Annotated in this window: 14 protein-coding genes; 6 read left to right on the top strand and 8 right to left on the bottom strand. The window is 72.0% G+C overall.

Annotation, left to right across the window (positions count from 1 at the left end):
* Positions 1-29 precede the first annotated feature (29 nt).
* Positions 30-752: an HAD family hydrolase gene (locus CLV67_RS12685; RefSeq protein ID WP_106317730.1), complete on the top strand. Its 723-nt coding sequence runs from the start codon at positions 30-32 to the stop codon at positions 750-752.
* Here CLV67_RS12685 and CLV67_RS12680 read toward each other — a convergent pair.
* The 4 genes from CLV67_RS12680 to CLV67_RS12670 all read right to left on the bottom strand — a co-directional run bounded on the left by CLV67_RS12680 (position 735) and on the right by CLV67_RS12670 (position 3,600).
* Entirely contained in the window at positions 735-1,142 is a 408-nt protein-coding gene (locus CLV67_RS12680; RefSeq protein ID WP_106317728.1) for a hypothetical protein, read from the bottom strand. The genes CLV67_RS12685 and CLV67_RS12680 overlap by 18 nt on opposite strands.
* Positions 1,139-1,309 carry a hypothetical protein gene (locus tag CLV67_RS51845; protein ID WP_170153826.1) on the bottom strand — a complete coding sequence of 57 codons (171 nt, stop codon included), beginning with the start codon at positions 1,307-1,309 and terminating at the stop codon, positions 1,139-1,141. The genes CLV67_RS12680 and CLV67_RS51845 overlap by 4 nt, the downstream gene beginning before the upstream one ends.
* 171 nt (positions 1,310-1,480) lie before the next feature.
* A complete protein-coding gene (locus CLV67_RS12675; RefSeq protein WP_106318190.1) occupies positions 1,481-2,071 on the bottom strand; it encodes a TetR/AcrR family transcriptional regulator in 591 nt (196 codons plus the stop codon).
* Between the two features lie 14 nt (positions 2,072-2,085).
* Entirely contained in the window at positions 2,086-3,600 is a 1,515-nt protein-coding gene (locus tag CLV67_RS12670; protein ID WP_106317726.1) for an MFS transporter, read from the bottom strand.
* Positions 3,601-3,850: 250 nt separating this feature from the next.
* Here CLV67_RS12670 and CLV67_RS12665 point away from each other — a divergent pair, with 250 nt between their 5' ends.
* The 3 genes from CLV67_RS12665 to CLV67_RS12650 all read left to right on the top strand — a co-directional run bounded on the left by CLV67_RS12665 (position 3,851) and on the right by CLV67_RS12650 (position 6,108).
* Positions 3,851-4,150, top strand: coding sequence for a hypothetical protein (locus CLV67_RS12665; protein ID WP_106317724.1), 300 nt, complete (start codon positions 3,851-3,853; stop codon positions 4,148-4,150).
* 290 nt (positions 4,151-4,440) lie between these two features.
* Positions 4,441-5,193 (top strand): sensor histidine kinase, encoded by a 753-nt coding sequence (locus CLV67_RS12655; RefSeq protein WP_203736901.1) that lies wholly within the window; start codon positions 4,441-4,443, stop codon positions 5,191-5,193.
* Positions 5,194-5,337: 144 nt separating this feature from the next.
* Positions 5,338-6,108, top strand: coding sequence for an SDR family oxidoreductase (locus tag CLV67_RS12650; RefSeq protein ID WP_106317720.1), 771 nt, complete (start codon positions 5,338-5,340; stop codon positions 6,106-6,108).
* A gap of 226 nt (positions 6,109-6,334) precedes the next feature.
* Here the strand turns inward: CLV67_RS12650 and CLV67_RS12645 are convergent, their stop codons facing one another.
* Positions 6,335-8,926, bottom strand: a complete 2,592-nt coding sequence (locus tag CLV67_RS12645) for a tetratricopeptide repeat protein (protein ID WP_106317718.1) — start codon at positions 8,924-8,926, stop codon at positions 6,335-6,337.
* Between the two features lie 152 nt (positions 8,927-9,078).
* Between CLV67_RS12645 and CLV67_RS12640 the strand changes: the two genes are divergently transcribed.
* Complete coding sequence (locus CLV67_RS12640) at positions 9,079-9,477, top strand: hypothetical protein (protein ID WP_146169076.1); 399 nt, start codon at positions 9,079-9,081, stop codon at positions 9,475-9,477.
* Between the two features lie 57 nt (positions 9,478-9,534).
* Here CLV67_RS12640 and CLV67_RS12635 read toward each other — a convergent pair whose 3' ends face one another.
* Entirely contained in the window at positions 9,535-10,011 is a 477-nt protein-coding gene (locus CLV67_RS12635; RefSeq protein WP_106317714.1) for a hypothetical protein, read from the bottom strand.
* Positions 10,012-10,061: 50 nt separating this feature from the next.
* Here CLV67_RS12635 and CLV67_RS12630 point away from each other — a divergent pair, with 50 nt between their 5' ends.
* Positions 10,062-11,078, top strand: a complete 1,017-nt coding sequence (locus CLV67_RS12630; RefSeq protein ID WP_239166081.1) for a helix-turn-helix transcriptional regulator — start codon at positions 10,062-10,064, stop codon at positions 11,076-11,078.
* On the opposite strand, the gene CLV67_RS12625 is transcribed toward CLV67_RS12630, so the two are convergent.
* Together CLV67_RS12625 and CLV67_RS12620 are read right to left on the bottom strand one after the other, a co-directional pair.
* The gene (locus CLV67_RS12625) at positions 11,046-12,548 is read right to left on the bottom strand and encodes an FAD-dependent monooxygenase (protein WP_106317712.1); all 1,503 of its coding nucleotides are present in this window, start codon (positions 12,546-12,548) and stop codon (positions 11,046-11,048) included. The two genes, CLV67_RS12630 and CLV67_RS12625, sit on opposite strands and share 33 nt — an antisense overlap.
* 67 nt (positions 12,549-12,615) lie before the next feature.
* Positions 12,616-13,233 carry a TetR/AcrR family transcriptional regulator gene (locus tag CLV67_RS12620; RefSeq protein ID WP_106317710.1) on the bottom strand — a complete coding sequence of 206 codons (618 nt, stop codon included), beginning with the start codon at positions 13,231-13,233 and terminating at the stop codon, positions 12,616-12,618.
* Between the last annotated feature and the right edge of the window lie 434 nt (positions 13,234-13,667).

Genomic DNA, 13,667 nt, shown 5'->3' with positions numbered 1-13,667 from the left:
GGGTGGCGGGCCTCTGGGAGGCTGGCACGATGGTCATCGACGATGTGCTCGCGCCGATCAACGGAGTCGTCTTCGACTTCCACAGCACCCTCGTCGACGGTGGTGACCCGGCGCGATGGATCCGGGACGCCCTGCGCCGGCTGGACGACGCCGGTGTCACGGTGCCGGGGCTCAGCGACGCGACGTTCACGAGTCTGCGTGAGCACCTGAACCACATCTGGACCCACGCCCACGGCATCGATCCGGCCAGTGAGCGTGACCTCGACCCCGCCCGCCACCGTGACGTCTTCGCCCGGTCGGTCGCTCTGCTTCCCGGCATCGACCCCGCCCTCACCGACGCGCTGTACGCCGTCATGCGCGACCAATGGGAGGCCTACGACGACACGCTTCCGGTCCTCAGGGAGCTCAAGTCACGGGGCGTCAAGATCGTCGTGCTGTCCAACATCGGGATGGACATCCGGGACTGCCTGGACCGCGCCGGTGTCGGTGACCTGCTCGACGGCGTGGTGCTGTCCTACGAGGTCGGCCTCACGAAACCCGACCCGGCGATCTTCCAGCACGTGATCAAGCTGCTGGATCTGCCCGGCAGTCAGGTCCTGATGGTGGGGGACAGCCCGCGAGACGACGTCGGCGGAGCGGCGCTCGGCATCCGGACCCTCATCCTGCCCCGCACGCAAGGGCCGGTGCACGGCCTGAGCGCGGTGCTGCGCCTCGTCGGGGACCGGCCCGCGACGTCAGTCGTCGAAGGGTAGGACCATGTTGCCGCCGTCGAGCCCGGCGTAGAGGCCGGGGTGGCGGGTCATCACGTCGACGCCGTACTCCAGGGCCAGCCACGCGGCCAGGGCGTGCGGGTAGCTGCCGGTGATCCGCCGCAGTCCGGCGACCATGCGCCAGTCGGCGGGATCGTCGACGATCACCTGCGCGGCGGCGTGGCCGAGCAGGATGTCGAGCCAGGGCAGCTCCTCCTCGGCGACCAGGGCGGCGGCCTCCACCAGGCAGGGCAGCGGGACGAGCGCGCAGCCGCCCTCGAGGTCGATCTCGGCCAGCAGCTCACCCGGGGCGACGCTGCCACGGGCGAACCCGGCGATGGCGGAGGTGTCGAGAACCAGAGCGGCGGGACGGGGTTTGGGCTCGTCGGTCACGCGGCGCGCAGGCGGTCGAGCAGGGCGGCGCGGGCGGCCGGGTCACGGCGGTCCCGGGCGTCTTCCAGCGACCGGCGGGCCCGGCCGAGGCCTTCGGCACTGACCGGCCGGCCGTGCTCGGCGAGGACGTCGGCGAACGCCTTGTCGTCGGTGTCGGGGCTGCTCATGGCCCCAGGGTACGACGCCGCGAGCCGGCCGGGCCAGCACGGACGCCCGGCGGGTGCTCAGACCGGCTGTACCGGCGGGCGTTCACCCTCTTCACCATCAGGCCGAGGATGAACAGGCCGAGCAGCAGCGGGCGGTGCTGAGATCGGCCGTGGCGACGGTGAGTGAGCAGCTCAGGCGGACGGGGGCCAGGGCAGGGACTCCCACAGTTCCGGGTGGCGGGTGAGGTGCTGCAGGCGTTCGGCGAGCCGGCGGTGGGCCGGGGTGTGTGCCGAGCCGCCCCAGAGGGGGGCGCTGCTCATGCCGTCGGCGGCGGCGACGACCAGGGCCAGCACGTCGGCGGGCAGGCCGTCGGCGGCCAGGGCGGCTTCGAGGCGTTCGGCGTCGGCGCGGGCCACCTCGGCGACGGCGGGCACGGTCATCAGCTGGGTGATCAGGGCCAGGGACTCGCGGGCCTCGTCGTCGCTGGTCGGTGCCAGAACGGCGCGGATGTAGGCCCGGGTGAGGCGGCCCGGCGCGGTGTCGTCCGGGTCGAGTTCGACGTCGATGCTGGCCTGGAACGCGGCGAGTTCGGCGCGCACGAGTTCCAGGATCAGCTCGTCCTTGCTGGCGAAGTGGTAGAGCAGTCCGCCCTTGGAGACGGAGGCGTTGCGGGCTGTCTCGTCGAGCGAGGCGTGGATGCCGCGCACCCGGATCGTCTCGGCGGCCGCCTTCAGCAGCGCTCGTCGTGTCTCCTCCGGTGACCGGCCCGCTGTGCGTCCCACGACCGACACCGTACCTACGGCCGGGCCGCGCGCGGCGACGGGATGGCGCGCCACGCCAGCAGCGCGGCGGCCGCGGTGAAGGCCGCCGCGACCAGGGAGGTGACCTGCATGGCGGCGATGAACGCGTCGCGTGCTCCGGCCGCGGCCGGCGATCCCGGGTCGAGCACCTGCACGGCTTGGCCCAGCGAGTCGCGTACCCGCGCGGTGTCCTCGGCCGAAAGGCCGGAAGGGATCACCACGGTGCCCCGGTAGACCGCTGACACGAGCGACCCGAGGACCGCGATGCCGAGAACGACGCCCAGCTCGTTGGCGGCCTCGGTGATCGCCGACACCGATCCGGCTTTGCGCGGCGGTGCGGCCGACACGATCGCGTCGCCGGTCAGCGTCATGGCGAGCCCGATGCCGAGACCGATGGGGATCAGACCAAGACCCAGCCAGATGTACGGCCCATGCGCGGCCGCCGCCACGATGGCGAGCCCGGCCGCGGCCGTGGCGAGCCCCAGCGCGATGGCCCGTCCCCGTCCGAGCCGGGTCACGCTGACACCGATGAGCGCCACGACGGCGATCGACGCGAGGGTCGCCGGCAGCTCGGCGAGGCCGGCCCGCAGCGGGCTGTGCCCGCGGGCGAGCTGAAGGTACTGGGAGAAGAAGAACAGCAGCCCGGTCAGCGCGAAGATGGCGATGACGTTCGCGGCGACGGCGCCGGAGAAGGCGGGGCTGCGGAACAGTTCGACGTCGAGCATCGGCTGGTCCAGCCGCCGCTGCCGCCGCACGAACAGCATCCCGGCGGTGATCGCGGCCAGCAGGCAGGCGAGTGTGACGAGGTCGATGCCGTGCCCGGCGACGTGCTTGATCGCATACACGAGCGGGACGATCGCGGCCATCGACAGCGCGGCCGACAGCACGTCGAAGCGGCCCGGCTCGGGGTCGCGGGACTCGGGCAGCAGCAGCTTCCCGGAGATCAGGACGAGGATCATCACCGGCACGTTGATCAGGAAGACCGAGCCCCACCAGAAGTGTTCGAGCAGGAACCCGCCGGTGAGCGGGCCGATCGCCGAGCCTGCGCCGAACGCGGTGGACCAGATCGCGATGGCGCGGGCCCGTTCGGTGTCGTCGGGGAACAGGTTGCGGATCAGCGACAGCGTCGACGGCATCAGGGTCGCCCCGGCGACGCCGAGCAGCAGCCGGGCCGCGATCAGTGCCTCGGCGCTGGTGACGAACGCGGCCGCCAGCGACACGGCGCCGAAACCGGCCGCCCCGATCAGCAGGACCCGTTTGCGGCCGAACCGGTCCGCCAGGTTGCCCATCAGCACGAGCAGCCCGGCCAGCGCGAGGGAGTAGACGTCGCCGATCCACAGAACCTGCTCGGCGGTGGGCGCCAGGTCGGCGGTCAGGGCCGGCACGGCCAGCGCGAGCACGGTGTTGTCGATGGCGAGCAGCAGCACCGCCGCGGCCAGCACGGCGAGGGCCGCCCAGCGCCGCCGGCCGGGCAGCCCGGTCGCGGCGGGCAGCGTCGAGGAGGAGCTCATGCGGCAAAACTATACCGGCCGGTCGGTACAGTACCAGCGGGCCGTGATTTGATGTCCGTCACGCGGATTCTTTCGCTGTCTGGCTCCGTGGCGCACAGATCCCGGGTTGTTGCACGGTGGTTCAGGACAGGTGGGGCGGCGTGCGAGCGACGTGCCGATTCCCTGCAAGGACTGAGCGTCGACGACGCCAGGCTCGGCCTGCCGGGGTGTGCAATGCCCTGGCCGGCCATCTCGTGAAGGAGGCGCGGCAGTGGGGCTCGGGGTGTATGTCGAGAACCAGGTGCACGAGCGACGCTATGCCGGCGCGGACGCGGGCTCCGCGCTGCAACGCCTGGTGGCGGCGAGTAACCGGGAGCGGCACCACCTGGTGTCGAGGATCGATTCCTACGGCGACACCATGATCAACCTGATCCAGCTGCCGCAGCTGACCGCGGAGCTGGACGAGATCGCGAGCCGCAAACCGGAGCTCCGGGCCGACGTGCAGGCGCTGGGAGCGCTCATCGAGGAGGCGACCCGGGCGCGCGGATATCTTTGGATCTCCGGTGACTGAGGGGGCCTGCTGCTGATGGCGCAACTGCCGATCATGGTCAGCTGCCCCGGACACGGACCGCTCCCGCTGCCCGCCGGCATCGCCGTGCGGCACTACCGGGGCACCCCGTGCCATTTCCATCAGCGCGGCAGTCCAGTGTCGGCGGATGCGGCGTTCAGCCTGTTCACCAGCGCCGACCCGCATGGGAGCCATCCGCGCGGCACCGCCGGAAAGTGTTCACCGCGACGCGGTGAACACCCCCGGCACGGCGTCTTCTGAGGTCACCGCCACGAACCTCACAGGAGCCCGTCATGCGTACCAAGCTCACGTCATGCCCCACCGCAGCCGCCACCGCGGCGCAGGCCGACGACCGCGAATCGGAATTGCGCGCCCTGATGATGATGGCCTCGCACGACCTGAGGAACCCGCTCGCCGGCATCACCGCACACGTCGCCATGCTCCGGGAGGACTACGGCGAACTCGGCGAGGACTTCGACCGCGACCTGGCCGTCATCGAACGCAACCTGCGCCGTCTCAACCGGCTGACCCAGGAGCTGCTGGACTGCGCCCGGACGGACAGCGAGCTCGCACTCCGGCCGGTGCCGCTGGACGATCTGGTCGGCGAGATCGTCACCGACCACCCGGGTGTCACCGTCTCCGGGCCGCTGCCGACCGTGCTCGCCGACGTCACGCTGCTCCGGCATGTCCTCGACAACCTGGTCGGCAACGCCGTCAAGTACACCCCGGCCGGCACCGCACCGCAGATCGGCATCCGGGCCTGGACCCGGGCCGACGGCACCGTCCGCGTCGAGGTGTCAGACCGTGGCATCGGCATCCCCGCCGACGACCGGCCGAAGATGTTCGACGCGTTCCACCGCTGCGCCAACAGCACCGGGTACCCGGGCACCGGCCTCGGCCTCGACATCTGCCGGCGGATCGTCGAACGCCACGGCGGCCGCATCGGCGCCGGACCCCGCCCCGGCGGAGGCAGCCGCTTCTGGTTCACCCTGCCCGCGGCGCCCGCCGCGACGGCTCGTACCGCAGAAGGCCATGGGCAGCTGTAGGAGCTGCCGGAGCCGAGAACGACACCGGCGGTGCTGAAGTCGCCGGGGCTCGCGTTCACCCTGTCACGATCTTCACTGCGGCATCATGTCCGCGCTTCGCAAACCGGATGCGCCAGCGGATCCTCCGGACCATGATTGCGGTCGATGAAGAACCGTGTGGTGATCGTGACCGGCGCCAGCCGCCGGATCGCGATCGGAGCTGCCATCGCCCGCCGCCTCGTCGCCGGCGGGGCCTCGATCCTGCTGCATTCGTGGTCACCGGCCGACGCCGAACAGCCGTGGGGCGCCGACCCGGACGGCCCCCAGGCGCTGGCCGACGAACTTCGCGCCGCCGGCGGCCGGGTCGAGCACGTCTCGGCCGACCTCGCAGACCCCGCCGCTCCGGCGGCGCTGCTCGACGCGGCGGTAGGCGCGTTCGGGCACGTCGACGGGCTCGTGGCCAATCACGCGCGCAGCAGCTCCTACAGCCTGGAGGAACTGACCGCGGCCGAGCTGGACCTGACCTGGGCGGTCAACGCGCGGGCCACGCTGCTGCTGGCCAAGGAGTTCGCCGCCCGGCACGACGACACCAGAACTGGTGGACGGATCGTTCTGTTCACCTCCGGCCAGTACCACGACGCGATGCCGGCCGAGCTGCCCTACATCGCGTCCAAGGCGGCGCTGCACGAGCTGACCCGGTCCCTGGCCGTCCATCTGATCCGCCGCGGCATCACCGTCAACTGCGTCAATCCAGGACCCAACGACACCGGGTACGCCGACGCGGCCGCCCGCGAAGCGGTGGCGCGCCTGAACCCGGGCGGCCGGTGGGGAACTCCCGCCGACACGGCGAAGCTGGTGGCGTGGCTGCTCAGCGACGAGGCCGACTGGGTCACCGGTCAGACGATCGCCTCCGACGGCGGCTGGTCGTCCCGCTGACCGCTGACCGCTGGCTGCCACCTGTCAACCTATCTTCCTAGGATGCCTTAGAGGGTGTGCGGCACGCCGCACCAAAGAGCAATCAGGACGGCTTCGCCGACGAGCACACCCCGGGGTTCGGAAGCATCTCCGGCAGCGGACCACAACGTGAAAGGTCGACCCCCGGGTTCACCGGCTGACGGGCCGGGGCCGGAGGCCGATCAGCCTATGGGCATGGCGCACCTGGTCAGGTGACGTCGGCACGCCCGGTGCCGGGGGTGAGGGTGTCGAGGGTGGCGCGGAGGTGGCCGGCCTCGGGCAGTTCGAGTTTCGTGTAGAGCCGCTCGGCGTGTTCGTAGTGGTGCCGGGCCTGCCGGAGGTCGTCGAGGGCGCGGTGGGCGTGGCCGATGCCGGTGTGTGCGCGGGCCTGCTGGCGGCAGGCGCCGAGTTCGACGGCGATGGTGAGGGCGTCGGTGTGGTGGGTGAGTGCGCTGGTGGGGTGTCCTGCGGTGTGGTCGGCTTCGCCCAGTCCGTTGAGGGCCCAGGCCTGGCCGGTGCGGTCGCCGCAGTCGCGGTAGATGGTCAGGGCCTGCTGGAAGTACGTGGTGGCCTCGCGTGGCTGTCCGAGACGGACGTGGAGCTGGCCGAGTCCGTCGAGGACGTCGGCCTCGCGGCCGTGGTTGCCGATCTGCGCGTGCAGGGCCAGGGAGCGCCGGAGATGGTCGTCGGCGTCGGTGAGGCGGCCGGCGCGTACTTCGATCTCGCCGAGGGTGTTGAGGACGATGGCCTCGCCGGAGGTGTCGCCGTCGGCCTGGTAGATGGTGAGGGCCTGGCGGTTGCAGTCGATGGCCTCGTCGAGGCGGGCGGTTCGTTCCATGACGATGCCGAGGCCGCTGAGGACGTTGGCTTCGCCGGCGCGGTCGCCGGCGTGCCGGTAGAGGTCGAGGGCGCGGCGGAAGTGGTCTTCGGCGGCCTGGTAGCGGCCGCTGCCTTCTTCGACGAAGGCGAGGCTGTTGAGGACGCGTGCCTCGCCGGCCGGTTCGGCGGCCTGCCGGAACAGGTCGAGGGCGGTGCGGAACCGGTCGACGGCCTCTTCGATGCGGGCGAGTCGCAGGTAGGCGATGCCGAGGTCGGTGAGGGCGTGGGCGTGTCCGGCGGGGTCGCCGAGGTCGCGGGCGGCGCGGCAGGCGTGGGTGTGGACGGTGACGGCGTCGTTGAGGTGGCCGCCGTTGAGGTAGCGGAACAGTGAGCGGGCGAGTCCGGTGGTGTGGGTGGGCCAGCCGTGGGTGGCGGTGTGGGCGGTGACCGAGACCAGGGCGGGGCGTTCGGTGTCCAGCCATCGGCGGGCGCTGCCGAGGTCGGGCAGGTCGGGTGTGGGCAGGGCGGACGGTGTGATGGTGGGGCGCAGGCGGGCGTCGGCGGGGTCGAGGAGGTTGGTGGCGCGGACGGTGGTGGCGAGGTAGTGGTCGAACAGGCGGGTCAGGGCGGCGTGGCGGTCGGTGGGGCGGTCCTCGTCGTGGGCGCGGCCGGCGGCGTAGGCGCGGACGAGGTCGTGGAAGGTGTGTCGGCCGTCGGTGGTGTGCTGGAGGAGGTGGTCGCGGCACAGGTGGGTGAGGTGGTCGCGGGTGGTGGTGAGGTCGGTGGCGGTGAGGGCCGCGGCGGCGTAGGCGTCGAATTCCTGGCGGGGGTGCAGGGCGAGTAGTCGTAGCAGTCGGCGCTGGTCGGTGGGCAGGTGCTGGTAGGAGAGGTGGAGGGCGAGTTCGACGCCGGTGTCGAGGCGGCGTTGGTGGTGGCGTTCGTCGAGGCGGTCGGCGTGGTCGGTGAGGGTCCAGCCGGGTGTGGCGCGGATGTGTCCGGCGATCAGGCTGAGGGCCAGGGGGAGGTGGCCGCAGCGGTGGGCGATGCGTGCCGTGGCGCCGGGGTCGGTGCCGGTGGGGGTGCCGGCGGTGGCGTGGGTGAGGAAGTCGCGGGCCTCGTCGGGGTGGAACACGTCGACGGGTAGGTGGGTGGCGCGGTGCAGGCCGGTGAGGCGGCGCCGGCTGGTGACGAGGGTCAGGCAGCCGGGTGTGGTGGGGAGCAGGGGGCGGACCTGTTTCTCGGTGGCGGCGTTGTCGAGGACGACGAGGGTGCGGGCGCCGTTGAGGTGCCGGCGGTAGGCGGTGGCGCGGGCGTCGAGGTCGTGGGGTATCTGCTGGCCGGGCATGCCGAGCAGGCGCAGGAAGCCGTCGAGGACGGCGGCCGGGTCGGCGGGTGGCCGGGTGGGGTCGGCGTCGAAGCCGCGGAGGTTGACGAACAGGATCCGGTCGAAGGGGTGTTCGCGGTGCAGCTGGTGTCCGGCGTGGATGGCGAGTTGGGTCTTGCCGACGCCGGCCATGCCTTCGATGGCGGAGATGAGGACGGTGCGTCCGGAGCGGGTGGCCTGGTCGAGGGTGTGGCGGAGGCGGTCGAGTTCGTGGGTGCGGCCGGTGAATCCGGCGAGGTCGCGGGGGAGGCGGTCCTGGACCCGTACCTGTGATTCGGCTTCGGTCTCGCCGTTGATGACGCGCAGGGTCTGGCGCCATTGGTTGAGGTAGCCGGGGTCGGGGTGCAGGGCGCGGACGACGGTGATCAGCAGGTCGGTGTCGACGCGGCGGCGGCCGGGGCGGAAGCAGTAGGCGACGGTGGATTTGGAGACGAGTTCGCCGGGTGGGCGGCCGGCTTCGGTCCAGGTGGTGTTGACCCGGTCTTTGATGGTCTCGTACGAGGGGTTGCCGGCCCAGGCTTTGAGGGAGCGCAGGCGTTCGAGCAGTTCGTCGAGGGTGCCGGCCCGGGTCGGGTCGGGTGGCGTCGCGTATGGCATCACCGGTCTCCATCAACTGGTTTCGATGTCCCAGTTGCCGAGATTAACGGGGCCGGTCCACGGCGTACGAAATCGTCCGAAGTTCGTCGCCCTTGGATATCGACGTCTGACACTTCTTGGCACAGTCGGTAACGCGAAACGGGAGAACTGCCATGCGCATTCGATCTCTGCTCCGCCCGATGGCGGCCGTGAGCCTCGCCTCGGTCACGATGCTCGCCCTGATGCCGCAGCCGGCGTCGGCTGATCCTGCCACGCGGCAGCCGGGCTGTCGTAGTACCGCCAAGCCGATCGACCGTCTCGACGACAACTACCACTGGCCGCCGAACGGTACGGCGGTCACGACGACGTCCTGCGCCGACATCAACATCTACGCGTACGTGGACCTGTCCGTGTCGACCTGCTTCTACCCGTCCAGTGGCGGGATGCAGTGCAACGCCCGGCGCGACATCGCCGCCGGCACGTGGGGTCTGGCGGCCACCGACGTGCGCGACTACACGCGGTTCCATCTGAGCCTGGGCCCGGGGACCGCGAGGGGCCTGGTCGCCTACTGACCTGATCGGTACGGGGGCGGTGGGTCCGGTGCGATGCCGGACCCACCGATTGTCGTGTCAGTCCGGGCGGCGTTCGAAGGTCATGATCCAGTTGGGCCGGTCCCAGGTGGTGCCGTCGTCGAAGGAGAAGTCCTGTTCCCAGCGGGCCGACGCCGGGGTGATCCGGGACCAGAGGTAGCGCACGAGCGCGGGCCGTCCGCCGATGGTGTCGGGGCCGACGAAAACGCCGGTGCCGTTGCGGAAGCGGCCCTCCACGGGCGGGTCGAGCCTGCCGGGGCGGGTGGTCGAGGACCACCAGATGCGCCAGAGATCGGCGTCGGGCTCGTACAGGCGCAGGCTCATGCCGTCGAAGGCGCGGCCGTCGGGCAGGGTCGCCGACACGGTGTCGATGTTGCCGGCGCCACCGAGGACGGGCCGGGCCTCGCAGTCGCCGTCGAACTCGATCCAGTCGTCACAGGCGGGGTCGAGCACGTTGACGATCTTGCGGTGGTGGACCGTCCAGCGGCCGAGGATGAAGTCGAAGTCGGCTGTCATGCGGCGAACCTACGGCCGGGCTGTGTCAGGACCTGTCAGGGTTGGCGGGCATGATCGACGACATGCCCGCCGGTCGTCTGTTGTCGATGCTGCTGCTGTTGCAGGCCCGTGGCCGCCTGTCCGCCCGGCAGCTGGCCGAGGAGCTGGGCGTGTCGGTGCGGACCGCCTACCGTGATCTGGCCCGGCTGCAGGAGTCGGGCGTGCCGCTGTATGCCGAGGCGGGCCAGCACGGCGGATATCAGCTGGTCGAGGGCTATCAGACGCGGCTGACCGGGATGACCGGCGGTGAGGCGCGGGCGTTGTTGCTGGCCGGTCTGCCGGCTCCGGCAGCCGATCTGGGGCTGGCCGAGGAGGTCGCGGCGGCGCGTCTGAAACTGCTGGCGACTCTGCCGGCAGGGTTGCGGGAGCAGGCGTCGCGTACCGCCGAGGTGTTTCATCTCGACGCGCCGGCCTGGTACCGGGAGCCGGAGGCGCAGCCGTTGCTGACGCTGCTGATGGACGCGATTCTGTCGTCGCGGGTGATCGAGGTGCGCTATGTGCGCTGGCGGGCGCCTCAGGAGATTCAACGGCGGCTCCGGCCGTACGGCCTGGTGCTCAAATCCGGGTCCTGGTATCTGGTGGCCGCCGCCGGGAGCGGGCGGGTGGCCACCTACCGGGTGGCGCAGGTGCGTGAGGTGGAGGTGACGGGGGAGCCGTTCGAGCGTCCGGCCGGGTTCGACCTGGCGGCGCACTGGTCGGCGTATCTGGCGGAGTTCGAGGCGCGCCGGTTCACCGGTGAGGCGACGATCCGGATCTCACCGGCGGGCCGCGGCCGGCTGCCGGATCTGGCGGACCCGGCGGTGGTGCGTGCCGTGGACGGGAGCGCCGGTCCGGCGGGCGCCGACGGCTGGGTCGAGGCGACGATCCCGATCGAGAACGTCCGGCATGCCTGCCAGGAACTGCTGCGTTTCGGTGACGACATCGAGGTGCTGGCGCCCGCGTCGTTGCGGGAGGCGATGGCCGGGACGGTCCGGGCGCTGGCGGCGCGGTACGCCTCAGCGGGGGGACCCGAAGTGGTGGGTGAGTGAGGCGCGCAGGGTGCCGGTGTCGCCGGCGGACCAGGCGACGAAGCAGTCGGGGCGGACGAGCAGCGCGGTCGCGGTGGTGCCCTGGATGGGGCCGGTGACGATGTCGACGCGGTCGCGCCAGGGTGCGGCGGTGCCGGTGTAGGCGCCGGTGGAGTCCAGCAGCAGTGGCCGGGCGGTGCGGGTGAGTTCGGCCAGTCGTGTCGGGCCGTGGCCGGCGTCCACGAGCAGGTCGGGGGCGTAGTGGCCGGCCAGCGGGTCGGCGGGGTCGGCCGGGTAGCGGGTGTCGGCGCCGGACATCAGGGCCGCGATGTGGCCGGTCACCTCCGGTTTGCCGAGCAGTTCGGCGAACAGTTCCCGCAGGCCGGTGATGTCGTCGCCGGGGCCGATGAGCGCGGACTGTGCCTTGGTGGACATGACGACGCGTTCGGCGACCGGGCGGCGTTCGGTCTCGTAGGTGTCGAGCAGGCCGGGCGGTGCCCAGCCCTGGACCGTGGCGGCGAGTTTCCAGCCGAGGTTGACGGCGTCCTGCAGGCCGAGGTTGAGGCCGGGGCCGCCGATGGCGGGGTGGACGTGGGCGGCGTCGCCGAGCAGCAGGACGCGGCCGTCGCGGTAGCGGGCGGCGATGCGGGTGTTGCCGCCGGTCAGGCGGCGTAGCAGGCCGGGGCCGTCGGGCGCGGTGACGGGGATGTCGGTGCCGAGGACACGGGCGACGCTGGCGCGTAGTTCGGCCAGGCTCATCGGCGTGTCGTCGCCGGTGGCCGGTGTGGCGGGCCATTCGGTGGTGCTCAGGATCGCGGGCCGGCCGGGGAAGGGCGCCCAGGCGATGAGGCCGTGGGCGGTGCGGGTGTGCCGGAACGGCGCGACGACGTCATGGCCGGGGGCGAGCAGGCCGCCGGTGTCGGGGTCGAGGTGGGTGGCGGGGACGGTGACGGTGGCGGTACGGGAGACCGACAGGTCGTTGGTGACGCCGGGGAAGCCGATGCCGGCGAGCCGGCGTACGGTGCTGTGGCCGCCGTCGGCGCCGACGAGGAAACGGCACGCGAGTGTCGTACCGCCGGAGGTCTTGATCTCGACGAAGTCGGGGTGTCGGTGCAGTTCGGCGACCTCGTGGCCGCGTCGCACGTCGACGCCCAGTTCGGCGGCGCGGGCGGCGAGTGCGGCTTCGAGCTGGGCTTGCGGTACGCCGAGGACGTAGTGCGGGTTGTCGTCGAGCATGGTCAGGTCCAGCGGGAACGCACCGAAGGCGAAGGACGGTTGGGGGTGTGGTGGGTTGTCGTCGCCGCTGAGGCGGGTGTAGAGGCCGCGCCGGTCGAGCAAGCGCACGACCTGGCCGACGAGGCCGTTGGCGCGCGGTTCGCCGGTGGGCGTGGCGTGGCGTTCGAGGACGACGGGGTGGACGCCGGCGAGGGCGAGTTCGCAGGCGAGCATGAGGCCGTTGGGGCCGGCCCCGGCGATGAGGACATCGATCATGATCGTGATCCTTTCGGGGTGTGCGTCATCGCCGCGTGGCGGGCGCGGCCGGTGGTGCGGGCCGGGTTCAGCGGGGCGGAACCGGCAGGCCCGCGGCGACCTGGGCGAACGCGTCGGTGATGAGCTGGTCGATCGGGGCGGGGTCGGCATGGGCGAGGAAGTGCCCCATGGCGACCGCGACGGCGGCGCTGGCGGCGGCCGCGACGAGCTGCGGATACATGTCGGTGGTGAGGTCGGTGCCGGTGCGGTCGGCGACGGCGGCGGCGAGTTCGGCCTCGGCGATCGCGGTGGCCCGCAGGCGTTCGCCCTGCAGTGCGGGTTCGGCGAGCATGGCGCGGACACCGGCCGCCCACTGGGCGTGGGCGGGCGACGGCATCGCGTCGACCTCGGGGCCGCGGGTGAACTGTTCCAGCGCGGCGTGGGTGAGCGCGGTCCAGAGTGGCTCGCCGGCGGGGCGTTCGCGAAGTGCGGCGGCGGTGCGCAGGCTGCGGTCGAGGTGGCGCGAGGCGATCGCCTCGGCCTTGCTGGAGAAGTAGTTGTTGAAGGTGCGCGGGGAGACTCCGGCCGCCTCGGCGATGTCCTCGACGCGGACGTTGTCGTAGCCGCGTTCGGCGGTGAGGTGGATCGCGGCCCAGCCGAGCGCGGCGCGTGTCTCGGCCTTCTTGCGCTCCCGTAGCCCCGTCATGCCACCACGCTAACAGAACTTGCGGGTCACGCAAAGATGCGTAGCACGCAAGAATTAAAGATCAGTTTTCCAGTACGGCTCGCAGCTGCTCGAGCTGGGCGGGTCGGTGACCTCCAGGTCGCGGAAGATCCGCAATGCGCGGGCACAGTGTTCCCGGGCCGCGGCCGCGTCGCCGAGGACATGCTGCGCGCGGCCCGCGCCGCTGTGCGCCCGGGCCACGACCAGCCGTGAGGTCGTCTCGTCGGACAGCTCGAGGACCTCGGCGCCGGATCGGGCAGCGTCGCGAACACCTCACCCGGCGCGGTCCCCGGATCCTCCGGCCGCGGCATCGCCCCCCCCCCCCCCCCCCCCCCCCCCCCCCCCCCCCCCCCCCCCCCCCGGCGCGCAGTCGGGCGGCCGCCACCTGAAAGACAGTCAACATCATCAATTCCATG

The sequence above is a fragment of the Actinoplanes italicus genome, from assembly GCF_003001815.1.
Lineage (GTDB): Bacteria > Actinomycetota > Actinomycetes > Mycobacteriales > Micromonosporaceae > Actinoplanes > Actinoplanes italicus.
The sequence above is the reverse complement of the archived record's forward strand: the minus strand, read 5'-3'. Positions and strand labels throughout refer to the sequence as shown.